General features: G+C 71.0%; 21 protein-coding genes, 1 tRNA gene and 3 CRISPR repeat arrays. Of the genes, 11 read left to right on the forward strand and 11 right to left on the reverse strand.

The annotated features are described in order from the left end of the window. Positions 1–412: 412 nt before the first annotated feature. Positions 413–991 carry an AAA family ATPase gene (locus ABZ714_RS06620; RefSeq protein WP_358824036.1) on the forward strand — a complete coding sequence of 193 codons (579 nt, stop codon included), beginning with the start codon at positions 413–415 and terminating at the stop codon, positions 989–991. 126 nt (positions 992–1,117) lie between these two features. Here the strand turns inward: ABZ714_RS06620 and ABZ714_RS06625 are convergent. After that, positions 1,118–1,189, reverse strand: a tRNA-Cys gene (locus ABZ714_RS06625). A gap of 264 nt (positions 1,190–1,453) precedes the next feature. Here ABZ714_RS06625 and ABZ714_RS06630 point away from each other — a divergent pair. Together ABZ714_RS06630 and ABZ714_RS06635 are read left to right on the forward strand one after the other, a co-directional pair. Beyond that, on the forward strand, positions 1,454–3,049 hold the full coding sequence (locus tag ABZ714_RS06630) for an MFS transporter (protein ID WP_358824037.1): 1,596 nt from the start codon (positions 1,454–1,456) through the stop codon (positions 3,047–3,049). Between the two features lie 233 nt (positions 3,050–3,282). Further along, positions 3,283–5,073, forward strand: coding sequence for a DEAD/DEAH box helicase (locus tag ABZ714_RS06635; protein WP_358824038.1), 1,791 nt, complete (start codon positions 3,283–3,285; stop codon positions 5,071–5,073). Between the two features lie 74 nt (positions 5,074–5,147). Beyond that, a CRISPR array of direct repeats spans positions 5,148–5,653; the repeat unit is 28 nt; unit sequence GGACCATCCCCGCACGCGCGGGGAGCAC. Positions 5,654–5,885: 232 nt separating this feature from the next. Here ABZ714_RS06635 and ABZ714_RS06640 read toward each other — a convergent pair. The 5 genes from ABZ714_RS06640 to ABZ714_RS06660 all read right to left on the reverse strand — a co-directional run bounded on the left by ABZ714_RS06640 (position 5,886) and on the right by ABZ714_RS06660 (position 10,182). Further along, positions 5,886–7,067, reverse strand: coding sequence for a methyltransferase domain-containing protein (locus ABZ714_RS06640; RefSeq protein ID WP_358824039.1), 1,182 nt, complete (start codon positions 7,065–7,067; stop codon positions 5,886–5,888). 151 nt (positions 7,068–7,218) lie between these two features. Next, positions 7,219–8,035: a CRISPR direct-repeat array (repeat unit 24 nt; unit sequence CATCCCCGCACGCGCGGGGAGCAC). A gap of 177 nt (positions 8,036–8,212) precedes the next feature. Continuing rightward, entirely contained in the window at positions 8,213–8,557 is a 345-nt protein-coding gene (locus ABZ714_RS06645) for a hypothetical protein (protein WP_358824040.1), read from the reverse strand. A 10-nt stretch (positions 8,558–8,567) separates the two neighbouring features. Continuing rightward, positions 8,568–9,347: an SAM-dependent methyltransferase gene (locus ABZ714_RS06650; RefSeq protein WP_358824041.1), complete on the reverse strand. Its 780-nt coding sequence runs from the start codon at positions 9,345–9,347 to the stop codon at positions 8,568–8,570. A gap of 35 nt (positions 9,348–9,382) precedes the next feature. Next, positions 9,383–10,021: a hypothetical protein gene (locus ABZ714_RS06655; protein WP_358824042.1), complete on the reverse strand. Its 639-nt coding sequence runs from the start codon at positions 10,019–10,021 to the stop codon at positions 9,383–9,385. After that, complete coding sequence (locus tag ABZ714_RS06660) at positions 10,018–10,182, reverse strand: hypothetical protein (protein WP_358824043.1); 165 nt, start codon at positions 10,180–10,182, stop codon at positions 10,018–10,020. The genes ABZ714_RS06655 and ABZ714_RS06660 overlap by 4 nt, the downstream gene beginning before the upstream one ends. Before the next feature lie 330 nt (positions 10,183–10,512). Between ABZ714_RS06660 and ABZ714_RS06665 the strand changes: the two genes are divergently transcribed. The 3 genes from ABZ714_RS06665 to ABZ714_RS06675 all read left to right on the forward strand — a co-directional run bounded on the left by ABZ714_RS06665 (position 10,513) and on the right by ABZ714_RS06675 (position 14,144). Further along, positions 10,513–11,892: a hypothetical protein gene (locus tag ABZ714_RS06665; protein ID WP_358824044.1), complete on the forward strand. Its 1,380-nt coding sequence runs from the start codon at positions 10,513–10,515 to the stop codon at positions 11,890–11,892. Positions 11,893–12,610: 718 nt separating this feature from the next. Beyond that, a complete protein-coding gene (locus tag ABZ714_RS06670; RefSeq protein WP_358824045.1) occupies positions 12,611–13,603 on the forward strand; it encodes a hypothetical protein in 993 nt (330 codons plus the stop codon). Between the two features lie 175 nt (positions 13,604–13,778). Beyond that, a complete protein-coding gene (locus tag ABZ714_RS06675; protein WP_358824046.1) occupies positions 13,779–14,144 on the forward strand; it encodes a hypothetical protein in 366 nt (121 codons plus the stop codon). A gap of 159 nt (positions 14,145–14,303) precedes the next feature. Here ABZ714_RS06675 and ABZ714_RS06680 read toward each other — a convergent pair whose 3' ends face one another. Further along, positions 14,304–15,983, reverse strand: a complete 1,680-nt coding sequence (locus ABZ714_RS06680) for an NAD(P)/FAD-dependent oxidoreductase (RefSeq protein WP_358824047.1) — start codon at positions 15,981–15,983, stop codon at positions 14,304–14,306. A gap of 283 nt (positions 15,984–16,266) precedes the next feature. Here ABZ714_RS06680 and ABZ714_RS06685 point away from each other — a divergent pair, with 283 nt between their 5' ends. The 4 genes from ABZ714_RS06685 (at position 16,267) to ABZ714_RS06700 (ending at position 20,705) form a co-directional block, all read left to right on the forward strand. Continuing rightward, entirely contained in the window at positions 16,267–17,127 is an 861-nt protein-coding gene (locus ABZ714_RS06685) for a MerR family transcriptional regulator (protein WP_358824048.1), read from the forward strand. A gap of 66 nt (positions 17,128–17,193) precedes the next feature. Continuing rightward, a CRISPR array of direct repeats spans positions 17,194–17,522; the repeat unit is 24 nt; unit sequence CATCCCCGCACGCGCGGGGAGCGC. Between the two features lie 887 nt (positions 17,523–18,409). Further along, on the forward strand, positions 18,410–18,919 hold the full coding sequence (locus ABZ714_RS06690; protein WP_358824049.1) for a hypothetical protein: 510 nt from the start codon (positions 18,410–18,412) through the stop codon (positions 18,917–18,919). Positions 18,920–18,992: 73 nt separating this feature from the next. Then, a complete protein-coding gene (locus ABZ714_RS06695) occupies positions 18,993–19,655 on the forward strand; it encodes a class I SAM-dependent methyltransferase (RefSeq protein ID WP_358824050.1) in 663 nt (220 codons plus the stop codon). A gap of 408 nt (positions 19,656–20,063) precedes the next feature. Next, the gene (locus ABZ714_RS06700) at positions 20,064–20,705 is read left to right on the forward strand and encodes a helix-turn-helix domain-containing protein (RefSeq protein WP_358824051.1); all 642 of its coding nucleotides are present in this window, start codon (positions 20,064–20,066) and stop codon (positions 20,703–20,705) included. Between the two features lie 26 nt (positions 20,706–20,731). Here the strand turns inward: ABZ714_RS06700 and ABZ714_RS06705 are convergent, their stop codons facing one another. Next, positions 20,732–21,292: a hypothetical protein gene (locus ABZ714_RS06705; protein WP_358824052.1), complete on the reverse strand. Its 561-nt coding sequence runs from the start codon at positions 21,290–21,292 to the stop codon at positions 20,732–20,734. 222 nt (positions 21,293–21,514) lie between these two features. Between ABZ714_RS06705 and ABZ714_RS06710 the strand changes: the two genes are divergently transcribed. Next, positions 21,515–22,309 (forward strand): S16 family serine protease, encoded by a 795-nt coding sequence (locus ABZ714_RS06710; RefSeq protein ID WP_358824053.1) that lies wholly within the window; start codon positions 21,515–21,517, stop codon positions 22,307–22,309. Here the strand turns inward: ABZ714_RS06710 and ABZ714_RS06715 are convergent. From ABZ714_RS06715 to ABZ714_RS06725, 3 genes are all read right to left on the reverse strand, one after another. Next, positions 22,248–22,610 carry a hypothetical protein gene (locus ABZ714_RS06715; protein ID WP_358824054.1) on the reverse strand — a complete coding sequence of 121 codons (363 nt, stop codon included), beginning with the start codon at positions 22,608–22,610 and terminating at the stop codon, positions 22,248–22,250. The two genes, ABZ714_RS06710 and ABZ714_RS06715, sit on opposite strands and share 62 nt — an antisense overlap. After that, positions 22,607–23,350, reverse strand: coding sequence for a winged helix-turn-helix domain-containing protein (locus ABZ714_RS06720; protein WP_358824055.1), 744 nt, complete (start codon positions 23,348–23,350; stop codon positions 22,607–22,609). Before ABZ714_RS06720 ends, ABZ714_RS06715 begins: the two co-directional genes overlap by 4 nt. 72 nt (positions 23,351–23,422) lie before the next feature. Then, entirely contained in the window at positions 23,423–23,899 is a 477-nt protein-coding gene (locus ABZ714_RS06725) for an Lrp/AsnC family transcriptional regulator (protein WP_358824056.1), read from the reverse strand. Positions 23,900–23,991: the final 92 nt, after the last annotated feature.

Below are 23,991 nucleotides of genomic sequence, written 5' to 3' on the forward strand. Positions count from 1 at the left end.
CCTCACTCGGAGGGCCAAGGCGCTGGGGGTCCCCCCATTGCCGAAGGCATAGGGGGCGGAACTGCGCGACAAGCCACAGGCGGCGCGCGGTCGCCCGGCAACATTCGCCCGGCTGGGCGGGTGGCGTGGGCCTCACTCGGAGGGCCAAGGCGCTGGGGGTCCCCCCATTGCCGAAGGCATAGGGGGCGGAACTGCGCGACAAGCCACAGGCGGCGCGCGGTCGCCCGACGGCATTCGCCCGGCTGGGCGGGTGGCGTGGGCCTCACTCGGAGGGCCAAGGCGCTTGCCGGGGCAGACGGGTTCGCCCCGGCACAAGGCGCTCACGCAGGCGGGGCCGCTCGGGGCGCGGGCCCGTACGAGCAGCCGGGAAAACACGTGGAGGGCGCACCCCGCAGGGACATAGCGTCGGATCATGACCGATCACCCCACCCCCCTCCACCCTCTCCACCCCCTCGACTCCTCCGTCGTCCTCGTGACCGGCGTCATGGCCGCCGGGAAGTCGACCGTCGCCCAGGCCCTCGCCGAGCGCCTGCCCCGGTCCGCGCATGTCTGCGGGGACACCTTCCGCCGGATGATGGTCTCCGGCGCGGCGGAGATGAGCGCCGACGCCGACGCCCGTGAGGTCGTACGGGAACAGCTCCGCCTGCGGCACCGGATCTCCGCCGCGGCGGCCGACCTGTACGCGGACGCGGGTCTGACGGCCGTCGTCCAGGACATCGTGATCGGGGACGCCCTCCCCGAGTACGTGTCGATGGTCCGGACCCGCCCCCTCTTCGTCGTCGTGCTCGCGCCCCGGCCGGAGGTGATCTCGGCCCGCGAGGACGCCCGGGAGAAGACGGGCTACGGGCTGGGCTGGACGCCGGAGGGGATGGACGGGATCCTGCGCGACGAGACACCGCGTACGGGACTGTGGCTCGACTCGGGCGGTCTGACGGTCGCGGAGACGGTGGACGCGATCCTGGCGCGGCTGGACGAGGCCCGGGTGTCCTGACGCCCGGGGGACCGGACCGGGCGGGGAAAACGCCACGGACCCGGCCGTCCACCTTCCGCCGTAGGGGACGACCGGGTCCGTTTCCCGTGTTGCCATGGTCCGCCCGCCATGAGCGCGCGCGTACCGAGACCGTGACCGGATTCGAACCGGCGTAACTCGTTTTGCAGACGAGGCCCTGAACCACTCGGGTACACGGTCGTGGGGTTCCCCCGCCGGTGTCGCGGGGGTCTCCCTGGTCACGACCGTATGGGGGCGCGCGGGCGCGGGCCAAGGGATCAAGGCGCCCCGCAATACAACCGCCATGCTCCGTTCACAAACCCCTCCCGGGTATACCGGGGGAGCGCGCGGTGCCCGCCCGGCGCCGGGCTCGGGGAGGGCTTCGGAGGCGTAGGACCAAGGGACCAGAGCGATCCCCGTCCCCCGACAGGGACGATCTCCGGTTTTGCCACTTACCCTGGGCTGATGAGCGCCCGCGAACCCCGTGACCCGGAGGTCACCCCACAAGCCACCGGCCCCGTCATACCCCGGGCACAGTCCCCGATCCAGGAGGGTCCGGTCGCCGCGGACACGGCCCCGGGCCCCGTCCCGCCCCCGGCCTCGGAGACCGACGGGGTCCTGGACCGTACCTACCGGTCGCTCAGTGTCGGCATCATCGCCGTCGTCCTGCTGATCGCCTTCGAGGCGACCGCCGTCGGCACCGCGATGCCCGTCGCGGCCCGCGAGCTGAACGGCGTCGAGGTCTACGCCTTCGCCTTCTCCTCCTACTTCACCACCAGCCTCCTCGCGATGGTGCTGGCCGGCCAGTGGGCCGACCGGGAGGGCCCGCTGCGCCCGCTGGCCACCGGTATCGCGGCCTTCGGCGCCGGACTCGTACTCTCCGGCACCGCCAACGCGATGTGGCTCTTCATCCTCGGCCGGGCCGTCCAGGGCTTCGGCGGCGGACTGGTGATCGTCAGCCTCTACGTGATCATCGGACGCGCGTACCCCGAACATCTGCGGCCCAAGATCCTCGCCGCCTTCGCCGCGAGCTGGATCATCCCCTCGATCGTCGGACCGCTCGCCTCCGGCACGATCACCGAGCAGCTCGGCTGGCGCTGGGTCTTCCTCGGCATCCCGGCGCTGGTGGTCTTCCCGCTGGCGCTGGCGCTGCCGGAGATCCGCCGGATGGCCTCGGGCCCGGCCGACCCGACCGCGCCCCGGCCGCCGTTCGACCGCCGCCGGATCCGGCTGGCGCTCGGTATCTCCCTCGGCGCCGGACTGCTCCAGTACTCGGCCCAGGACCTGGTCTGGCTCTCCCTCCTCCCGGCGGCGGCCGGCGCCGCGCTGCTGGTGCCCGCCGTCCTCGGACTGCTCCCGAAGGGCACCTACCGGGCCGCCCGCGGGCTGCCGTCCGTGGTGCTGCTGCGGGGTCTGGCGGCGGGCGCGTTCATCGCCGCCGAATCGTTCATCCCGCTGATGCTGGTGACCCAGCGGGACCTCTCCCCGACGATGGCCGGCTTCTCCCTGGCGGCGGGTGGCCTCACCTGGGCGGCGGGCTCCTACCTCCAGTCCCGGCCGCGGATGGAGCCGTACCGGGAGCGGATGGTGTCGACCGGCATGATCCTCTGCGCGGCGGCGATCGCGGGCGCCCCGCTCGTACTGATCGACTCCGTCCCGGTGTGGACCCTCGCCGTCGGCTGGGGAATCGGCTGCTTCGGCATGGGCATGGTCATCGCCTCGACCAGTGTGCTGCTGCTGAAGCTCTCCGCCCCGGAGGAGGCCGGGTCCAACTCGGCCGCGCTCCAGATCTCCGACGGCCTCTCCAACATCATGCTGCTCGCGGCGGGCGGCGCGGCCTTCGCGGCGCTCGGCGGCGGCTCGGTGGCCCACCACGCGACGACGGCGGCGGACTCCGGCGGCTCGCACCCGGCGGCCTTCGCGGTGGTCTTCGTCCCGATGGCCGTGGTCGCCCTGATCGGCGCCTGGGTCGCGACCCGGCTGCGGGTCCCACCGGCCCCGGCCCCGGCCGCGACTGAGGTGAAGCCGACGGAGCCGGCGAAGGCCCCGACGACGGCCTGACGGGCGCGTGGGGGGCGGGGGCGCGGACTCCGGGGCGTACCGGCCTCGTACGGGCACTCGTACATGTGAGCTAGGTCGCACCCGCCGAGGCGGCGGCCTCGTCCGGCCCGGGCCGCCGCGAGCGCACCGGTAGGGTGGCCCGGTTGTCATACCGAGCCCCGAGGGCCCGGCCGGGACGCGTCGCGCCCGTGTCCGGACGACCCGCCGCCCACCGAATCGCTGCACCGGAGACCGTGACTACTACCGCCTCCCACTCCCACCATCTTTCCCCCGCCTTCCCCGGCCGCGCCCCCTGGGGCACGGCGGGCAAGCTGCGTGCCTGGCAGCAGGCGGCCATGGACAGATACGTACAGGAGCAGCCCAAGGACTTCCTCGCGGTCGCCACGCCCGGCGCCGGGAAGACGACCTTCGCGCTGACGCTGGCGTCCTGGCTGCTCCACCACCATGTGGTCCAGCAGGTGACCGTGGTCGCCCCGACCGAGCATCTGAAGAAGCAGTGGGCCGCCGCGGCGGCACGGATAGGGATCAAGCTGGACCCGGACTACAGCGCCGGTCCGGTCAGCAAGGAGTACCACGGCGTCGCCGTGACCTACGCGGGCGTCGGCGTCCGCCCGATGCTCCACCGCAACCGCTGCGAGCAGCGGAAGACGCTGGTCATCCTGGACGAGATCCACCACGCGGGCGACTCCAAGTCCTGGGGCGAGGCCTGTCTGGAGGCGTTCGACCCGGCGACCCGGCGGCTGGCGCTGACCGGAACGCCGTTCCGGTCGGACACCAACCCGATCCCCTTCGTCACCTACGAGGAGGGCAACGACGGAATCCGCCGCTCCGCCGCCGACTACACGTACGGCTACGGCCACGCCCTCGGCGACGGGGTGGTGCGGCCCGTCATCTTCCTCTCGTACAGCGGCAACATGCGCTGGCGCACCAAGGCCGGCGACGAGGTCGCGGCCCGGCTCGGCGAGCCGATGACCAAGGACGCGATCTCCCAGGCGTGGCGGACGGCGCTCGACCCGCGCGGCGAGTGGATGCCGAACGTGCTGCGCGCCGCCGACCAGCGGCTGACCGAGGTCCGCAAGTCCATCCCGGACGCGGGCGGTCTGGTGATCGCCGCCGACCAGGACTCGGCGCGCTCGTACGCCAAGCTGATCCGGGAGATCACCGGCACGAAGGCGACGGTCGTCCTCTCCGACGACACGGGCGCGTCGAAGCGGATCGACGAGTACAGCGAGAGCGACGACCGCTGGATGGTCGCGGTCCGGATGGTGTCGGAGGGCGTCGACGTACCCCGGCTGGCGGTCGGGGTGTACGCCACCACCATCTCGACCCCGCTGTTCTTCGCCCAGGCCGTCGGCCGCTTCGTCCGCTCCCGCAGGCGCGGCGAGACGGCGTCCGTTTTCCTCCCCACGATCCCCATGCTCCTCGGCTTCGCCAACGAGATGGAAGTCGAACGGGACCATGTCCTCGACCGCCCCAAGAAGGACGGTGAGGAGGACCCGTACGCCGAGTCCGAGAAGGAGATGGACGAGGCCAACAAGGCCCAGGACGAGGACACCGGCGACCAGGACCAGCTCCCCTTCGAGGCGCTGGAGTCCGACGCCGTCTTCGACCGGGTGATGTACAACGGCGCCGAATTCGGTATGCAGGCGCACCCGGGCAGCGAGGAGGAACAGGACTACCTCGGCATCCCCGGCCTGCTCGAACCGGACCAGGTCCAGATGCTCCTCCAGAAGCGCCAGGCCCGCCAGATCGCCCACAGCCGCAAGAAGCCCGACGAGGAGGCCGACCTCCTCGAACTCCCCGCCGAACGCCGCCCGGTCGTCTCCCACAAGGAGCTGCTGGAACTCCGTAAGCAGCTGAACACCATGGTCAGCGCCTACGTCCACCAGAGCGGCAAACCCCACGGCGTGATCCACACCGAACTCCGCCGCGTCTGCGGCGGCCCCCCGAGCGCCGAGGCCACGGCGGGCCAGATCCGCGAACGGATCAAAAAGGTCCAGGAGTGGGCGACGCGGATGCGGTGACCGGGGCGGGGTGAGTTCGTGGCGGGCGCGCTGATGGGCTGTGGCGTGCCCTTCCCGGGCCGCCCGGTTCCGGCGTGGAGGACCCCGCGGGGGCGGGGAGCACGCTCCAGCCTGCTCGGCCTCGGCGACCATCCCCGCACGCGCGGGGAGCACACGTGGCAGGCCCGGTCCAGGTCCGGCACGGGGGGACCATCCCCGCACGCGCGGGGAGCACAGCGAATCACGGTGGTCCGGGACGGGCGGGTCGGGACCATCCCCGCACGCGCGGGGAGCACCGGCGTACGGCCAGGACCGCGGTTCCCACTCCGGACCATCCCCGCACGCGCGGGGAGCACGCTCCCCTCACCGCCCGTACTGGGTCGGGCGGAGGACCATCCCCGCACGCGCGGGGAGCACGGATCAGGCCGGGTGTAACCGGAGGTGTTCCGGGGACCATCCCCGCACGCGCGGGGAGCACTCCGAGCGCCTATCTCAGGTCCACCACCGGGATGGGACCATCCCCGCACGCGCGGGGAGCACGCGTGGGCGAGGAGGTCGCCGATGTGGATGCCGGGACCATCCCCGCACGCGCGGGGAGCACAGTTTCCCACCTGCGGGTTTGTCAGGCGGGGGTGCGGTTTTTCATCACTAGTGCCGACTCGGGCGAAAGCCGCGGATGGTGTGAACGGGACGGCCGCTGGGCCTTGTTGTGCGGCACGCTTCCCCCTGTTCGTCGTGCTGAGCGCTGACGATACCGGGCGGGGCGTAACCCTGTAGCCGCGTCCGGAGGTGCCGTCGGCGCCCTGGCGGTTGGTACCGCGTTCGGCGTTCGTCTATCCCACGGGCCAAACGCAATTGTCGGACGTACGCCAGCCTCGCATTGTCCCGTCGGGGGCCCGGGTGATGCCGTAGGTCGTATGGTCCGGGCGGCCCTGCTCGTTCCATCGTGCCCACTCCGTCTCGACACGTTCCCACAGGGTGCCGTCGCCGCCGTAGGTCACGGTCGGGGGATCGGTCGTATCGACGGGGGTACGGGCCCAGGAGCCGTCCGGCTGTTGGATTTGGATGTAAGTCGGGCCCGTGTCGTCGAGGTGGTAGACGAGTTCCGCCTCGGGGAGGGCCAGGGAGAGAGCGATTCGGAAGGCGTACTGCTCCTGGATGTCGGCGGCGCTGACTGCCGCGCGTCGGGTGCCGGACTCCGGTCGGTACACGGCACGCTCCCGAACGGGGTAGGTCGTGGCATCGGCCCGGGCAGGCATGGAGCGGCCGGAGGCTGCGGTGAAGTGTCCGGTGGCGCTGCCGTCGGGGTTCACGATCAGCCGGACGAGTCCTCCGTCGATACCCAGGGCGAGGTCTGTGAGGATCATGCCGCCGGGCCGGGTCTGCCGGATCCATGCTTCCGGGATTTGGGTCACGGAACAGGTAGCTATCACGCGATCGTACGGACCGCCCGCCGGATGGCCGTTCCGCCCGTCACCGACGGCGAGCAGCGGCGCGTATCCGAGTTCCGCCAGCCGTGTTCGCGCCGTCTCGACCAGGCCGGGGTCGACATCGATGGAGTACACCATCTCCGGACCGAGGCGCGCGCTCAGGAGGGCCGTGTTGTAACCGGTCCCCGTGCCGATCTCCAGGACGCGGTGCCCGGATTCGACTCGTAGCTCGGCCAGCATCTCTGCCAAGAGCCCCGGAGCGGTGCTGGAGGAGGACGCGACCCCGGTCCACGACCGGTCATCGACCCGCTCGGCGGTCGCGAGGTCGAGCGCTGTGACCAGGGTGTCGTCGCTGTACACCGCCTGCAGCCAACGATCGCGATCGTCGGTGCCGTCCCGCAGCTGCCATACCGAGATGCCGCGTTCGTCGAGGCCGTGCTCGTACCAGGCCGGTACGAAGATCTCCCGGGGCACCTTGACGAAGGCGTCGCGCCATTCGGCGGAGAGCGATTGCCGGGCGTGAATGTCTTCGACCAGTCCGTGCAGCCGGTCCGCAGAATGGTGTGGGATGTCACGTGAGGTCATAGGACACTCCTTCGCGGTGGACGGCGATGGCTTCGGTAATCGCCTATCCGGTCTCGTGCGATCCAGTCCCGCTATCCGCGTCGGTTGGCCGACGTGCTGTGGATTCAGCGTAGATCGGCCAAGTCCTGGTGAGTGATCGGCAGCGGAGGGATATCCCCGCACGCGCGGGGAGCACAGCAAGTTCGTCACGAACGACTACACGGCCCTGGGTCCATCCCCGCACGCGCGGGGAGCACAAGGTGAGGGCGTCGCCCTTGGCGCAGCCCTGGGGACCATCCCCGCACGCGCGGGGAGCACTGGGTGCGGGTCGCCTTGATCTTCTGGGCCATAGGACCATCCCCGCACGCGCGGGGAGCACTTGGTGAGGGCGGCGAACACGGCGGACTTGCGGGGACCATCCCCGCACGCGCGGGGAGCACAGCGGGTCGCGTCGTGAGCCCGGCCTACGGCCGGGACCATCCCCGCACGCGCGGGGAGCACCGAAGGGATACTCTCCGCACATGGCGAGCGTAGGGACCATCCCCGCACGCGCGGGGAGCACCTCCAGGGCGTACGTCGCGGCGTAGCGGGCCGAGGACCATCCCCGCACGCGCGGGGAGCACTAGGTGGCCGTGGGCGGGTAGACGCGCCGCTTGGGACCATCCCCGCACGCGCGGGGAGCACGTTGTCGGTGGTCTGGCCGCCCCAGGCGGAGCAGGACCATCCCCGCACGCGCGGGGAGCACGAGGCCGCCGACCTGATCGGCTCCAGCCGTCCGGGAACATCCCCGCACGCGCGGGGAGCACATGCTGGCCCACATGGGCATCTCCCTACGAGGAGGAACATCCCCGCACGCGCGGGGAGCACCAGCCACAGAACGGAAGCCCCGACAACCTCCGGGGAACATCCCCGCACGCGCGGGGAGCACGACGTGGAGGAGTGGAAGCCGGGCGATCCCCGGGGAACATCCCCGCACGCGCGGGGAGCACCGTTTCCGACCTGCGGGTTTGTCAGGCGGGGGTGTGGTTTTTCATTACTAGTGCCGACTCCGGCGTATGGGGCACATGGGGAGAACTAGTCGATCGTTGACCCTTGTTGTGCCCCATGGCTTTCCGTCCTCGTTCGTCGGTGTTGGGTGTTGACGATACGGGGTGTGGTGCGGTGCGTCAGGGCGTCTCGGGTGTGCTGTGGTGCGTTTCTGTGGGGTGGTTGTTGGTGATGGTGATGTGCCATGGGGTGCCGGGTTGTGGGCCGTGGCAGTGGAGTTGGCCGGTGATGGTGTGGTGGGGGTAGGTGTTGATGGCGTGCTGGATTTGGTGGGTGAGGGCGTGGGTGTGGTGGCGTCGGGGTTGGAGGTGTGTGGCGTGGCCGGTGGTGTCGAGGCGGAGGATGAGGTCGCAGCCGTAAGGGGGTTCTTCCGGTGTCTCCGGGTGGTAGAGGGTGCCCCGGGTCGACTCGGGCGGTATGGGCGGGGTGATGGTGAACGCGCCGGTGATGTGGATCGTGTGCACGGATCGTCTTTCAGGTGAGGAGTCCGGTGGCGGCGTAGGAGTGGTCCTCGGGCGGGGCTTGATCGTCAGAATGAGTGGGGTGCCATTGGCTGGCGGGAACGAGGCCGGGGCCTACCGGGGTGAGCCCGTTGAAGAAGGCGGCGATGTCCTCAAAGGAACGGGGGCGGGTGGGGAGTCCGGCGATCTGGAGGGTGCGGGTGGCCCGGTGAACGGTTTCCGGATCGTGTTCGTGGGTGAGGTGGGTGGCGATGAGTGCGCTGCCGGTCGGGAGGGCGTCGAGGAGGTGTTGTACGGCGGTGTGGGGGTGGTCGTGGTCGTAGATCGTGTCGAGGACGGCGGTGGCGACCAGGGCGGCGGGGCGGGTGAGGTCGAGGTGGGCCGCCGCCTGCTCAAGGACGGACTGTGGGGTGCGCAGGTCGCCGAGGACCGTGCGGACCGTGCCGCCCGTTTCCTCGGTCTCGTAGGCGGTGGTGAGGTGGGTGACGGCGAGTGGGTCGTGGTCGACGTAGAGGGCCCTGGTCCGGCGGTGGTGGCGCTGGACCAGATGGTGGCTGGCGGGGGTGGAACGGGGTGGGAGTCCGGGGCCGATCTCCAGGACCTGCGCGATACCCAAGTCCCGTGCGGCGTGGGTGACGGCCCGCAGCCGGAAGGCACGGGTGGCCCGTGCGACCTCCCGCACCGGAAAGCCGAGAGCGTGCAGGGTGCGTACGAGGTCCTCCTCCGCCTCGTAAGCGTCCAGCGCCTCGGCCGCGTCACCGAGCGCCGCATGCTGAAGCCGCGCACTGCTCACCGGCCGAAACCCCGCAGCGGTATCGGGCGGGACGGTCATGACGCGTTCCCCACGTCGTACGCGGGCGTGCAGCCCATGAGTTGGGTAACGGCGAGGTCGGCGAGGAGCCAGGGCAGCCTGGGGTCCTCGTGGGGGAGATGGACGGCGGTCGCGGTGGTGGCCGGGAGGCCGTCGGGGCCGGGGGCGTACTGATCACCGTGGTAGCCCCAGGGCCGGGGGAAGCCGACTCGTACGGCCGCGTGGCTCCGGGCGAGGGCCGGGCACTGCCGGAGGGCGAGCCGGGCGCAGGGATCGGGGCAGAGGGGCGGGGTGAGGGTCAGGGACTCCTCCACCGAACCTTCCGCTCCGGCGAGCAGCCACAGCAACCCCTCCGGATGCGGTGGCGGTTTGCTGCCGCAGACCTGGCAGAGGAGCCGGTCGGCGGCCTTGTGCTGGCGGCGGGGGTCGACCTGGTCGTAGAGGGGAACTCCTGCGGCGTCGGTGGCACGCCGGCCGCGCCCGCGCGCCAGGAGGACACCGTCGTACGTCCGGTCGTGCACGCCCTCGTCGGCGTAGGCGATGCCCCGGCCGAGCGGGGCGAGTACCAGCGGCTCGGGCAGGTTGGGCGCTCCGGACCAGGGGGTGATCCATGGAACGACGCGGCCCCGGAACACGGGCAGCTCGGGCTCGTTCATCCCGCCACCGCCCGGTTCTCGTAGACGTCGAGGATGTGCTCGGGGCAGGTGGTGAGGCCGGGCCGCACCTCGACGGGCGCGTCGGTCTCCCGCGCGCAGACCTGGCATTCGACGGGGTCGGTGGCGCGGCGGGGTTCGGCGAGCAGGCTCTCCAGGGTCACCGGGGCCACCTCGCCTGTCGGGGAGTCGTTCGCCCGATACGGGCGAACGGACGGACGATAGAGTCACGCATACGGCTGATCAGCTCCTCGAAAGCTGCTTGGTCGAGCCCCGGGGGATCACCTGGCGAGGTACTGGTCCGCCGGGGCGTCTCTGTATCGGTGATCTGCTCGGCCGACGTCTGTGGTCGGTCCGTACGGGTGGTCGACGCCGGTTGCCGCCTTGGGCGTTCACAGCGCCGAGCCCGTAATCAGACAACTACGGAATGCCCACGGATCGATACGGTGGTGGGCGGAAGAAGCGGTATATCGGGTATACGGGCAGGTGTTGTGATGGCCGCGCGCACTCCGAATGTGAAGCTCCGCGATGCTGTGACCGAGTCGGATCTGACCTATGCGGCCCTGGCGGCGGGGGTGCGGGCGGTGGCGGCCGAGTGCGGTGTCGCCCTGCGGACGAACAAGAGCACCGTTGAGCACTGGCTCTCAGGCGTCCGGCCCGCCGGAGACACCGCGCGCTATCTCGCTCTCGCGCTCTCGCGCAGGATCGGCCGGGTCATTACCCCAGCGGCACTCGGCCTGACGGCAGAGATGGCCGAGGGGGACGCTGGAGCTGCGGGCCTGTCCCTGGTCTCGGATCCGATCGAGACCCTGATGCCGATGTGGCGGTACGAGTTGGACCGCCGTCGACTGCTCACGTCGTCGGCGTACTCGGTGGCCGCAGCCGCTCTCCCGCTTGCCCATGTCGAGGAGATGGCGGACCGGGCCAAGGCCGCCCGGACCGGACGCGGAGTCGGTATGGCCGAGGTCGCCGCCGTCCGCGACATGATCCACTTCTTTACGGAGATGGACGAGCGGCACGGCGGACGTCATGGACGCACCGCCCTCGTCCAGTACCTCTCCGACGACGTCGCCTCCTTCGTCCGGGGAAACTTCCGTAACGAGGAGAGCCGCCGCCAGATGCTGTCCGCCGCGAGCCGGGGCGTACATCTGCTGGGCTGGAAGTCGTACGACGCCGGTCAGCAGGGCCTCGCCCAGCGCTACTACCTCCAGTCCTACGCCCTCGCCGTCGAATCCGGGATCCCCGGCCACGACGGCTTCGTGATGCGGACCATGGCCATGCAGGGGCTCAAATTGCGCCGGCCGGAGCACTGCCGGGCCCTCGCCGAGACCGGCCTGGACCGGGCCAAGGGCAAGGTCGATCCGGCAACCGAGGCGCTGTTCCGCGTGGTCCACGCCCACACCCTGGCGAAGGCCGGACAGCGGCGCTCCGCCCTCGCGGAGACCCGGCGGGCCCATGCCCTGCTGGACGCGGAACGCGGTGACGAACTCCCCTTCTGGGCACTGGCGTGGGGTCCGCCTGCCGCGTCGGTGCACTCGCGCACGGCCAAGGTCCACGAGACGCTCGGCGACCACCGGGCAGCCGCCGCCGAGTACCAGCGGGCGGCAGCGGCCCGTCCCGCCACGACCTACGCGCGGATCGTCGCCCTCGACCTCGTCGCGAGCGCCGAAATGCAGCTCAGGACCGGGGGCATCGAGCAAGCCTGCGCGACCTGGAACCGGGCGCTCGACCATATGCTGGGAGTCCGGTCGGCCCGGACCGAGAAGGCCGTGAGCCGGATGCGGCGGGAGATGACGCCCTTCCGCGCTCGCGGAGCCCGCTGTGTGCTCGAACTCGACGAGCGTGCTGCGGACTTCTTCAACCGGCCCGCGTGACGGCGATACCGGGCACGCGGGGAGCCTCCGGGGCGGGCGAGAGGGGTGTACGTCATGTCGGGCTCGGTCGGCTACCCGCCGGGAGCCCGGGGTGACCACCGCACGCTGTCGAGGAGTTGGGCTCCCCGCGCGGGTGGACGGGCGGACGGCAGAGTCACGCATATGGCTGATCAGCTCCTTCGGGAAAGCCGCTTGGTCCAGCCGGGGGATCGTTCCCGGCCCGGTCCGCCGGGCGCCTGAAAGCAGGCGGCGAAAGCGACAGCCGGGTTCGGACCAGGTCGCCGGGCCATTGAAGAACGGTCGCGGCCTTGCGGTAACCACGCGGAGAGGGGCCCATCATGGGGGTACCCCTCGTGGGGGTACCGCCGCTCAGCCAGGGGGCCACAATGGAACCGCTGTCGCCGACTGCTCTCCAGCCGTGTTGCTGGACGACCCGCGCGTTCTTTCCGCGCTGGAACGCCGCGATGTCGGCGCGCTGTTCGCCTTGGCCCACACCGATGCGGGCCTGAGCTTCAACCGCATCGGGGAGGCGTGCGACCTTCGCCCGGAACGCGTCAGCCGCATGGCGCGGGGGGATGGGACGGTTACCTCGTTACCGGTGCTGGAGCGCGTCGCGGACGGGCTCGGAATCCCCGGCGCCCGCCTAGGCTTGGCATCCCGCCCATGGGAAACCGTGCCGACACCCAGTACCGACCACACCCGACAGGAAGACGATCCGATGAAGCGCCGCGCCGTTCTCCGCGGCGCGCTCGCGGCCGGAATGGCAGGCCCCGGGCTCGCCGCACTCACGACCACCCGCAATGACATCGACGCTGCCCTGGCGTCGGAGCGGACCACCGACCTCGACCACTGGGAATCGACCGCCGAGCGGTACGGCCACGGATATCACGGCCAAGCCCCGGCGGACGTTCTCTGGGACCTGGTCGCTGAATTCGATGACCTCAAACCACTGTTGACCCGGCCGCACCGGGACGCGGACCGTTCCGTGCTGACCCATGTCACCGGGCAGATGGCGGGGATGGTCGCCATCGTCCTCCACGATCTGGGGCAGCACCGCGAGTCCCACCGCTGGAGCGCCACCGCCGCCCGGGCCGCCCAGGAATCCGGTGACCGGCTGCTGCACGCCTGGGTCCTCGCCCGTGAGGCCATGGTTCCGCTCAACTACGGAGCAGCGGCCGTCTCGGCGAGACTCGCCGACCGGGCCCGCCACTTGGCGGGTTCGACACCGAGCGCCCCAGCGGCACTCGCCTCGGCGGTCGCCGCTCGTGCCTACGCGGTCGGCGGCGACCGGCAACGCGCGCTCGAAGCGGTGGCCGACGTCGAGCGGCTGGCCGAGCGACTGACTCCGCAGCAACGTGCGGACACCTGGTTCGGCTACCCCCTGCAAAAGCACCATGTCCACCTCTCCCAGGCGTTCACCCACCTCGGGGAGACCCGTCGGGCGTACGAGACCCAACAGGCGGCTGTCGCGTTGACGCGTACGCCTTCCCTCATGACCCGCGCGCTGATCACCATCGACGAAGCCGCGTGCCGGGCCCACGACGGCGACCGGGCCACCGCCGCCGCACTCGCGGCCCGGGTCTACGGCGACCTGCCGGAGGCGTATCGCACCGGGCTGACCAGGACCCGAACACTGGCGCTCTACCGGTCGCTGCCCCACGACACCCCGGGGCGAATGGTACTCGCCGACACGCTCAGCGCTGCGGGGTGAACTGTGCGGCGAGGCTCGCGCACCCGGCGTCCGAGTGCCTGTGCCGGGGCCGTACCCGCATGGGGAACGCCATATCCGTCCTCCGGCAAGTTCGGAACACTGACCCATGACCGTCCTGCGGCGGAGCCGAGAGCGATGACGCCGCACTGGAATCTCCGAGACGAGAAGGAGCGATATGTCGCATCCGGATGGCGCACGACTGTTCCGCGAGGCGTGGATCGCGGGAGTGCGGCAGCACTTCCCGGGTGAGCCGAAGCCCGGGTACGTCACCCCCTGGGAGGACACCCCGGAGTGGGAGCGGCAGGCGGCCCGCGCCGTCTACGAGCAGGTCCGGCAGTTCGTGGAGATCAGCGACGGGTACGCCGCCCGCCTGTCCCGCGAGCAGAGGGGACGCTTCGTCGCCACCTGCTGGACCGCCCAGATGTTCAAGCACTTCGAGGACCCGAAGCCCGGGTACGTGGCGGACTGGCCCGACCTGCCCACCTGGCAGCAGGAGACCGACGCGGACATCTTCGAGGCCATTGAGAAGTCCCTCGGATGAAGTGCCCGAGGCACGGGCGCGGGACGAGGGCTCCGGAGTCGTAGCGGAGCCGTCGTCCGACCGCCGTCGACAATCTGCCGGTACGGGGACCCCGCCCGAACGGCGAGCACCCCCGGCGGCGACGGAATCGCCGCCGGCCGGGGGCCGCCCGCCTCGGTCTCAGGGACGTACGGGCCCCGCCGCCGTAACGCCCCCGGCACCATCCGCCGCGCCGGTCCGGCCCGAGAGTACGAACCCCTCGTACCCCTCCTCGGCCACCGCCGCGCACCTCGCGCGATAGCGGTCCAGCCCGCCCACGTACGCCATGAAGACCCGCGCCTTCCCCGGCACATTCGCCCCCGTGTACCAGGACGCGGCCGTTGGATAGAGCGTCCCCGCCGCCAGTTCGGCGACATGCGCGCCCCACTCCTCCTCGGCCTCCGGCGTCGTATCGATCTCCGCTACTCCCTGCTCGCGGAGGTAGGTGACGCAGTCGGTGATCCACTCCACATGCTGCTCGATGGAGACCATCATGTTGGTGAGCACGGACGGGCTCAGCGGCCCGGTAACGGTGAAGAGGTTGGGGAAGCCCGCCGACATCAGCCCCAGATAGCTGCGCGGGCCCGCCGCCCACCGGTCCCTCAGCCGCGCCCCGTCCTTGCCGACGATGTCGACGGCCGTCAACGACCCGGTGAAGGAGTCGAACCCGGTGGCGAAGACGATCGCGTCCACCGGCCACTCCCGCTCCGAGGTCCGTACCCCCTTCGCCGTGATCTCCTCGATTGGCGTCCGGCCCAGGTCGACCAGCCGTACATGCGGTTCGTTGAACGTGGCGTAGTAGTCGGTGTCCAGACAGGGCCGCTTGGTGCCGAAGGCGAAGCCGCGCGGGGAAAGCCGCTCCGCCGTCTCCTGGTCGGCGACCGTCGCCCGGATCTTGGCCCGGATGAACTCGGCCGCCGTCTCATTGGCCCGCTCGTCGACCAGCAGATCGGTGTACGAGCGGAGCATCGCGCTCAGCAACCCCGCCTGCCAGGCCGATTCGTACGCCGCCGTACGTTCCTCCTCGCTCACCTCCAGCGCCGAAACCGTCGGCATCTCCACGACACTGCCGCCCTTGGAGCGCCGCTGCTCCGTCCGGAACCACGGATAGCGGGCCTTGTGCTCCGCCAGCTCGGCCGCGTCGATCGGCCGGTTCCGGGCGGGGAGAGTGAAGGCGGCCGTACGCTGGAAGACGGTCAGTTCGGCGGCCCGCTTCGCGATCTCCGGGATGATCTGCACCCCGGACGACCCCGTGCCGATCACGGCGACCCGCCGCCCGGCGAAGTCGACGTCCTCACGAGGCCAGCGCGCGGTCTGGTACGTATCGCCCGCGAACGACGCCGCGCCCGGAACCCCCGGGTCCTTGGGCGTGGACGAGCAGCCCGCCGCCATCACCACGAACCGCGCGATCACCCGCTCCCCGGTGTCCGTGGACACCTCCCAGTGGCGGCTCTCCTCGTCGTACACCGCCCGCGTCACGCGGGTGCGCAGGGTGATGTCCTTCCGCAGGTCGAACCGGTCGGCGACATGGTGGAGATATCTCAGGATCTCCGGCTGCGTGGCGTACTTCTCGCTCCACACCCACTCCTGGTCCAGCTCGGGGGAGAAGGAGTACGAGTACGACAGGCTCTCGATGTCGCAGCGCGCACCCGGGTAGCGGTTCCAGAACCACGTACCGCCGATGTCGTCACCGGCCTCGAACACCCGGGTGCGGAGGCCCTGTTCGCGCAGCCGGTGGAGCTGGTAGATCCCGGCGGCCCCGGCGCCGACGACGACTGCGTCGACCCGGGTGGGGGAGGGGGAGGCGGAATCGATGTCCATGGGGGGCTCCTGACGGGAATGCCCTGGTCCCGCAGGGGGTGCGGGGCCCGAGTCGGGTTACGGGAGGGCGCGCCGCGATGGTCGATCCGGCGTGACTTCCTCCGCCACTGGTACGGAGGAGTACGGCCCGGAATCTCAGCGAGTTGGCGCGATCACCTCAAAACCCGCAGCCTCCTCACCCGCCTCACGCACCCCGGTGCCCCCTGTGGCGGCGCGGCTTGCAGATGCCGTAGCGGCATATGGTCCAGTGGGTGGCGAGTACGCCGTCGAGAGGTTCCCCCGCATGCCCCTTCCCGCCATCCCCCGCCGGGTCAAGATCGGCGACGCCGCCGGGTTCGCCGGCACTACGCCGCGTGCCGTCCGCCACTACCACGCCATCGGGCTCCTCCCCGAGCCGGAACGCGGCGGCGACAACCGCCGCCGCTACGGATACGACGACATGATCCGCCTGCTGTGGATCCGCAAGATGACCGACGCGGGTATCGCCCTGGACGACATCCGATCCGGCTTCGAGGGCGCCATGGGCATCGAACAGTCCCTGGCCGGGCTCGAGGAATCCCTCGCCGCCAAGGCGGCGGCCATCGAAGCCCAGCGGGCCGCCGTGCACCGCCTCCGCGAGCTGGGCAGCCCCTTGGGCCTGCTCTCACCGCTGGTCGGTGACCGCCTGCGCGACCTGCCGCCGGGGGCACTTCGCCCGGCCGATCTTGAAGCCCTGCTGGTCACGGAGCGCGTCTTCGGTCCCCTGGGCGCCGCGGCACAGGCCGACCGGTTCATCACCTTGGCCACCCACCCCGAACTGCGGTCGGAGGAGGACCGCTTGGTCGATGCGGAGGCGGACTTGGACGACACAGTGTCGCCCGACGACCCTCGTATTGAGGCCCTGGCCGCCCGGCGGTGTGCTCATGAGACGGCTCTGGAGGCTGCAATTGCCGAGTCCGGCCTGGACGAGGCGCTTGACGCCCTCCTGGACCAGGAGGACGAGAAGGGCGAGGAAGCAGGCGAGGTGCCCCCGGGTGGAAGCGCGATGAAGGCGATCGGCATGATGCCGTACGACTTCTCCCCGGCCCGCCTCCGGTACGAGGAACGGGTCATCGAACTGCTTCACGGGGCGGGTCTGGACGGTGACGCACCAGGGGCTTGCTGACGCGGTGACGGGCGCAAAGGGCACGCGCAAGGCCCCTCCCCGGTTGTTACGGGTACGTGGAACTTCCATCCCCGCAGGCGCAGGGAGCACATCCGAAACGACGAACTGGTCAACGATCCGCAGGGACCATCCCCGCACGCGCGGGGAGCGCGCGATGATCAGAATGTTCTTCCGGGCCACCCCGGGAACATCCCCGCACGCGCGGGGAGCGCGCAGCGGCGACCGTGCTGACGGTCATCCGGGGTGGAACATCCCCGCACGCGCGGGGAGCGCATTTCCTGTGCGGCTTTGGAGAGCACCGATGTAGGAACATCCCCGCACGCGCGGGGAGCGCCGATGAGGTCGTAGCCGCCCCAGCCGTCGCCCAGGAACATCCCCGCACGCGCGGGGAGCGCACTTCCTCACCTGCGGCTTTCTCAGCCGGACATGGCGTTTTTCATTACTAGCGCCGATTCCGGCGTAAGTTTCAAATCGCCTGAAACGGGAGGTGGTCGTTCCCGGTCGACCCACATGCTCCGCACCCCCTCCCTCTGTGCCGAGCGTCGACAATACTGCGCTCCGCTCAGCCCCGGAGAAGGTTCCGCAGGTCGCCGGCGGGTCGAGGCGGTGGTGCGGGATCCCTTGACTTCCAGCATGCTGGTGTCGTGAGTGAGCGGTCGTGTACGGCGTGTGGTGGGACCGGGTTGACGGAGCATGAGCGGCACACGATAGGTCTGGACGAGGACGGTCGTCAGGAACCCGTCACCCACAAGTGGACCGGGGCGTGCAGTGGTTGTGCCGGGAGCGGGAAAATTCCTATCCGCGAGTAGGAGTGGCTGATGCGCACATGGTTCGGATGCGTGGGGTGCGGGGCTGAGTATCTGCCGCCGGAGTCGCTGTACTACCCGTCTCTGCCGGATCTGGCGGCCAGTCCGGTTCACTGCGGTGCGCGGGAGTGCGAGAAGCGGGCCGAAGCGGTCATCGAGACCTCGGGTATTCCCCCGGAGGTCTTTCGGCGAATGGCGCTCGCAGCGGCGAGGGCGCTGGATGGGGTCGACGGGGTCGACGGCGAGTCCGAGCCGCAGTTCGCCCGGTCCGCCCGGCGGGCGCGGGGAGGGCGGTCGGCGTCTGGGCCCGGGTCCGGGCGGGGGCGGCTTTCGTGAGCGGAGGGCTGCGTCGCGGTCACCGCCCCTGGTGACCGTCGCGACGATCGACCACGACGAGACGCCCGGGGTGGCGAACGACGACGGGCTCGACGAGCGGATACGTCACCCCGGACGACGACGAGTGGAGAGGAGCCCCCATGTCCGTCATCGCCGAAACGCCGTCCCGAACCGGCTACCGGGATCCCCGCGCGCTGCTCAACGCGGTCCGCCCGCACGTCACCGAGAAGACGTACAACGTCTTCGAGGAGATGGGCCCCGATGGTGATCTGTACGAGCGCGAGATCAGGCTCTTGCTGCGCGACCACGTCATGGTCCGTGACATGGCCGAGCGCGTTCTCGACAACGCGATCGCCTACACCATCACCGCCATGGAGCACCCGCAAGTGCATCTCGGCGTCGGCAAGACCGTCGACATCGGTGTGCATCAGCTGATCCTCGACACCCCCGTGTACTTCGCGATCTGCCGGCTCTACAACGACGGCCGGTACAGGCACCACGCCCCGCTCATCCGACGCCGTGGCGACGGGCTCGTGATCCGCACCGCCGACTTCCTCAGGTCGAACGGCTTCCGTGCCGACGAGGAACTGTGGGCGATGGACGGTGCGGAGTGCTCGCCCTGTGACGACAAGGTCCCCGACAGCCACTGACCCCATATCGTGGACGCCTCCGCCCGCTCACCGGACGGAGGCGTTCGCCTCCCTCCCCGAGAAGGAATCCGCGGTGACGGCACCTCACAACTACGACCACGAGCGAGCCCTCTGGGACACCTTCGCCGAAAGTGCCTGGAAGGGCCTTTCCGACGATGAACCGGTCTTCTGCTGGACGCAGTATCAGGGGCACGGCCCGGGCCCAGAGGTCCTCGGGAAGCCCGAATCCGTTCTGGAGATGGGGCCCGGCACCGGCCGCCACCTCGCCTGCCTGGCCCAGCAGGGGGTCAAGGCCACCGGGGTCGACCTCTCCCCGGTCGCCGTCCGGAAGGCCGCGGAACGGTGGTCGTACCTGGGCGCCACCTTCGTCTGCGCCGAGATCGTCGATCACCTCACGGACTCCGTAGAGACCTACGACGCCGCCTACTCGATCTTCGGCGCGGTCTGGTTCACCGACCCCGAGCGCCTCTTCCCGCTCGTCGCGGCCAGGCTCAACCCCGGTGGGGTCTTCGCCTTCTCCCAGCCGCCCGCGATCCCCGGCGCGTACGGCCCGCAAGGCATGTACAAGGGTGGCTTCGCGGGTCCCGCGATGTTCACCTACCGCTACAGCCACCCGGCGGACGTCTGGGCCGACCTTCTCCGGGGCGCCGGATTCGTCGATGTCGAGGTTTGCGAGATCGACGCCCCCGAGCCCGGTCATATCGGCACGCTGTTCGGCCGCGCGGTACGGAACTGACCGCATGGGCGGCTGTCCCGCACCGGTGGCCCACCGGCTCTCGTGGACAGTGCGCCGGGTTCTGCGACCCGGGGCGGCCCCACACGCGGGGGGATCCCCTCCGTGCCGCCCGCCGCCCCTCCCCGACCGAGGTGAACGCCCGGCGGAACCCCGGTGAGGAAGCGGCAAATGATTCGTAACCGGGCGGCGAACCACGTCCTGGGACCGGATTCTGGACGAGGTCTTCCGCTGAGCGGACCCGCTCGCTACTGTCCGCGTCACCAAATCATGCGCCCCGTGGCAGTGGAGCCACGGAGCCCATCCGGTGTGCCATGGCCTGCCGGCGGGCCTTTCGGTGCGTCGCCGGCGGGACGGTGTCGCGTCAGCCGGGGGGTTCTCGCCGTCACTCACTCCGAAGGAGAGGGCCTCGTGACCGCGGAGACCTCCCAGACGCTCGACCGGGGACTGCGTGTCCTCAAACTGCTCGCCGATACCGATCACGGGCTGACCGTCACCGAACTGTCCGCCCGGCTCGGTGTGAATCGCACCGTTGTGTACCGGTTGCTCGCCACCCTGGAGCAGCATGCTCTGGTCCGTCGTGATCTCGGCGGGCGGGCCCGGGTCGGGCTCGGGGTGTTGAGGCTGGGGCGGCAGGTGCACCCATTGGTACGGGAGGCCGCCATGCCCGCCCTGCGGGCGCTCGCCGAGGACATCGGGGCGACCGCGCATCTGACCCTCGTCGACGGCGCCGAGGCCCTGGCCGTGGCCGTGGTCGAGCCCACCTGGACCGACTATCACGTCGCCTACCGGGCCGGGTTCCGGCATCCGCTCGACCGGGGGGCCGCCGGGAAGGCGATTCTCGCCGCCCGGCAGGGGCCCGGGGACGGGCCCGGCTACACCCTCACCCACGGCGAGCTGGAGGCCGGTGCGAGCGGGGCCGCCGCGCCGCTCGTGGGGGTGACGGGGATAGAGGGGAGCGTGGGGGTGGTGCTGCTCGCGGAGACCATTCCGGAGCGCGTCGGGCCCCGGGTCGTGGACGCCGCGCGGGAGGTCGCCGACGCCCTGCGGTGACCCGGGCGAGGGGACGCGTACCGCCGTCAGCCGGCCGGAGTCGTCCGGCGGCGGTAGTACGCGATCGCCAGCGCGATGGTGATCGGGCCCCAGAGTGCGATCGGGGTGACGCAGACGGTCGCGAGCGTCTGCCAGGCCGTGCTGGTGTAGCCGACGCCTTCGGCCACGCCGTAGAACGTCAGCACGCGTCCGCCGCCGAGCGGGAGGCTGGTGAAGATCGCCGTGAGAAGCAGACCGCCGACGATCGCCGGGACCGTCGCCGCCGACGGCCGGACGCGTCTGCCGCCGATGAACGGGACCCACTCGGGCACCGTCTCGCCCCACCCCCTGACCAGTCCGATCGTCAGCAGCGCGATCACCTCGGTGAGCACGCTGAGCAGCAGGACGTAAGGAACGCTGATCCAGTACGGGGGAAGGCCGCCCGTCTGGAGCTGGCCCATCTCGAAGTGCACGGCGAACGGCAGCCGCCACAGGCACGACGGCAGCAGGATCAGCGGCAGGGCGTACGCGAGACGGACCGCCCAGCGGGGGACCGGGCGCTCGGTGTCGTCGACGGGCGGGGGCGTGTGGATCAGCTTCAGGGCCATGACAGGAATCCTGGTCCGTTCCGGCCCCCGGGAGATCAGCTCCCGGGCCGGACCTCGGGCCGTCCCTTCCGCCGCGCGGGGGAGGGGCGCGCGACCTCGGGCGGAGCCGGTCGTACGCCGCTGTCCGTACCGGTGTCCGTACCGGTGTCCGTGCCGCTGTCCGTGCCGGTCCCCGAGGCGGGAGCGGTACGGGAGCCCTCCCCGCCCGGATAGATTGGCGGGGTGATCTCCAGCCTCGTCCGCACCCGTACCCGCGCCGTCGCCCTCAGCGCCGTACCCGTCGTCGCGCTGCTCGTCACCGCCGCGTTCGCCCCGCTGCCGTTCGTGGTCGCACAGCCCGGGACGACCGCCGACGTACTCGGTGAGCACAACGGCGAGCCGGTGATCTCCATCGAGGGCGCCCCGGTCCGCAAGACCTCGGGCGAGCTGCGGATGACGACCATCCTGGCGACCGGGCCCTCCACCGACATCGGCGTCGGCGATCTCGTCGACAGCTGGTTCAGGACCGACCGGACCGTACTGCCCAAGGAAGCGGTCTATCCCTCCGGGAAGTCCGACCAGCAGATCGAGAAGATCAACCGGAAGTCCATGGAGGAGTCGCAGAACGACGCCGCCAAGGCCGCCCTCGGCTATCTCGGCGAAGACCCCGCCAAGGTGAAGGTCTCCCTCGAACTGGAGGACATCGGCGGGCCCAGCGCCGGGCTGCTGTTCTCCCTCGGGATCGTGGACAAGCTCGACGGCGACGGCGCGGGCGGCGACCTCACCGGCGGCCGTACGGTCGCCGGAACGGGGACCATCAGCCCCGACGGCGAGGTCGGCCCGGTCGGCGGCGTATCGCTGAAGACCCAGGCCGCCAAGCGGGACGGCGCCACCGTCTTCCTCGTACCCGAGGACGAGTGCTCCGACGCCGTCGCCGAACGGCCCGACGGGCTGCGGCTCGTCCCCGTGGCCACCCTCAAGGGCGCGGTCGACGCCCTCCGCGCTCTGGCGAAGGGGGAGCGGGTTCCCGCCTGCTGACCCGGCCGCCGGTCCGCTCCGTCCGCTCCGACCGCTCGGGGCAGGCCGCCCTCGGCGGAGTACGGCGCGTACGGGCCGGCGCCGCCGCCCGCGCCGGGCACTCCTGCGGCCCCTCCTCCGGGCGGATCAGCTGGAGGCCGAGATGGACCAGCGCCCAGCCCGCCCGTACCCGCAGGGCCGGAGTCCGCGGTCCGGCCGCCCGGACCCGGGCCGCCAGGTGTGCGGCATCGGCGCTGCGGCGGAGCCGTTCGGCCCGTTCGGCGTGCAGACGGAGCCGGATCTCCGGATTCAGATCGCTCATCGTTCCTCCTCGCGAGTGCTGCCGGTGCCGGGGTCGGGGTCGGGGGCCGTACCGGGGGCCGAGCGGGGGAGCAGATGCAGATGCATCCGTACGGGCTCCTCGCCGGGCACCGGCTCCGCCGCCGGATCGTGGTAGCTCTCGATCAGTTCATGGACCCGGTCGCGGAGTTCCCTGGCCCGCTCCGGCGTCAGCCGGAGGGTGAAGTCGCTGAGGTCCGACGCCCGCCGCCAGGCCGCGGGCCACTCGTGCGCCGTACCGAGCCAGGTCGCGACCTCCTCGCCGTGCAGCCGGCCGATCTCATGGATGAAGAGGTCCGCCGCGCCCCGGACCGCCGGGTCGGGGTCGGTGAAGAGTGACTGGTCGATGGACGTACCCGTCGTCGCCGCCTGCCACCAGCGCTCCCGGCCCTTGCCGCGGGCCGGGTCGTCGCTGACGAAGCCGTGCGCGGCGAGCTGCCGCAGGTGGTAGCTGGTCGCGCCGCTGGACTCGCCCAGCCGTTCGGCCAGTTGGGACGCGGTGGCCGGGCCGTCGTGGCGCAGGCTCGTGAGCAGCCGGATCCGCAGGGGGTGGGCGAGGCCGCGCAGCGACCGGGGGTCCAGCGGGCGGTAGTCCCGGGCCGGGGATTCGGACCCGGTGGCGGGTGCGCCCTTGGCGGGAGACCCGGGCCCGGCGGACTCGGGTCCCGTGGAATCGGACCCGGAGGACTCGTACTCGTACTCGTACTGCGCATCGGACGACATGCTTGCAAAGATAGCTTTGCAAGCACTCCTCTGCAACGGGTTCTTTGCAACTGCTCTCCGGCTACCCGGCCGTCACTCCGCCCCGTCCCCCGCCGCCTGCTCCACCAGCGGGATGAACCGCAGTGGAACCGGGTTCTCCATCACGATCGCCGTCGACGCCCGGACGATCCCCGCGAACCCCACCACCCGGTCGATCACCCGCTGGAGATCCGCGTTCGACCGCGCCACCAACCGGCAGAGCATGTCGCCCTCGCCCGTCGTCGTATGCAGCTCCAGCACCTCCGGTACGGACGCCAGATGCGCCCGTACGTCCTGGCCCTGGCCCTGCTTGATCTCCAGCGTCGCGAAGGCCGACACCGGATAGCCGAGCGCCGCGGGGTCCACGTCCGGGCCGAAGCCGCGGATCACCCCGCTCGACCGGAGGCGGTCCAGCCGCGCCTGGACCGTGCCGCGCGCCACCCCGAGCCTGCGGGATGTCTCCAGCACCCCGATCCTCGGCTCTCGGGCCAGCAGCACGATGAGCCGGCCGTCCAGATGATCGATCGCCATGAGGTCTCCCCGATGGTCATCCTGTACAGAAAGTGCCCTCATGGTGGACCCCGGGTAGGCAGATTGCCCAGAGGAATCACGAACTATTGCGC

Origin of the sequence: Streptomyces sp. NPDC006798, from assembly GCF_040635975.1 — a bacterium.
Lineage (GTDB): Bacteria > Actinomycetota > Actinomycetes > Streptomycetales > Streptomycetaceae > Streptomyces.

Bases quoted from the DNA above. Each gene is read 5' to 3' on its own strand.
- ABZ714_RS06690 (WP_358824049.1), top strand. From the start codon at position 18,410: ATGTCCGTCATCGCCGAAACGCCGTCCCGAACCGGCTACCGGGATCCC.
- ABZ714_RS06675 (WP_358824046.1), top strand. From the start codon at position 13,779: ATGTCGCATCCGGATGGCGCACGACTGTTCCGCGAGGCGTGGATCGCG.
- ABZ714_RS06640 (WP_358824039.1), bottom strand. From the start codon at position 7,067: ATGACCTCACGTGACATCCCACACCATTCTGCGGACCGGCTGCACGGA.
- ABZ714_RS06630 (WP_358824037.1), top strand. From the start codon at position 1,454: ATGAGCGCCCGCGAACCCCGTGACCCGGAGGTCACCCCACAAGCCACC.
- ABZ714_RS06665 (WP_358824044.1), top strand. From the start codon at position 10,513: ATGGCCGCGCGCACTCCGAATGTGAAGCTCCGCGATGCTGTGACCGAG.
- ABZ714_RS06715 (WP_358824054.1), bottom strand. From the start codon at position 22,610: ATGAGCGATCTGAATCCGGAGATCCGGCTCCGTCTGCACGCCGAACGG.
- ABZ714_RS06680 (WP_358824047.1), bottom strand. From the start codon at position 15,983: ATGGACATCGATTCCGCCTCCCCCTCCCCCACCCGGGTCGACGCAGTC.
- ABZ714_RS06620 (WP_358824036.1), top strand. From the start codon at position 413: ATGACCGATCACCCCACCCCCCTCCACCCTCTCCACCCCCTCGACTCC.
- ABZ714_RS06670 (WP_358824045.1), top strand. From the start codon at position 12,611: ATGAAGCGCCGCGCCGTTCTCCGCGGCGCGCTCGCGGCCGGAATGGCA.
- ABZ714_RS06705 (WP_358824052.1), bottom strand. From the start codon at position 21,292: ATGGCCCTGAAGCTGATCCACACGCCCCCGCCCGTCGACGACACCGAG.
- ABZ714_RS06720 (WP_358824055.1), bottom strand. From the start codon at position 23,350: ATGTCGTCCGATGCGCAGTACGAGTACGAGTACGAGTCCTCCGGGTCC.
- ABZ714_RS06655 (WP_358824042.1), bottom strand. From the start codon at position 10,021: ATGAACGAGCCCGAGCTGCCCGTGTTCCGGGGCCGCGTCGTTCCATGG.
- ABZ714_RS06685 (WP_358824048.1), top strand. From the start codon at position 16,267: ATGCCCCTTCCCGCCATCCCCCGCCGGGTCAAGATCGGCGACGCCGCC.
- ABZ714_RS06725 (WP_358824056.1), bottom strand. From the start codon at position 23,899: ATGGCGATCGATCATCTGGACGGCCGGCTCATCGTGCTGCTGGCCCGA.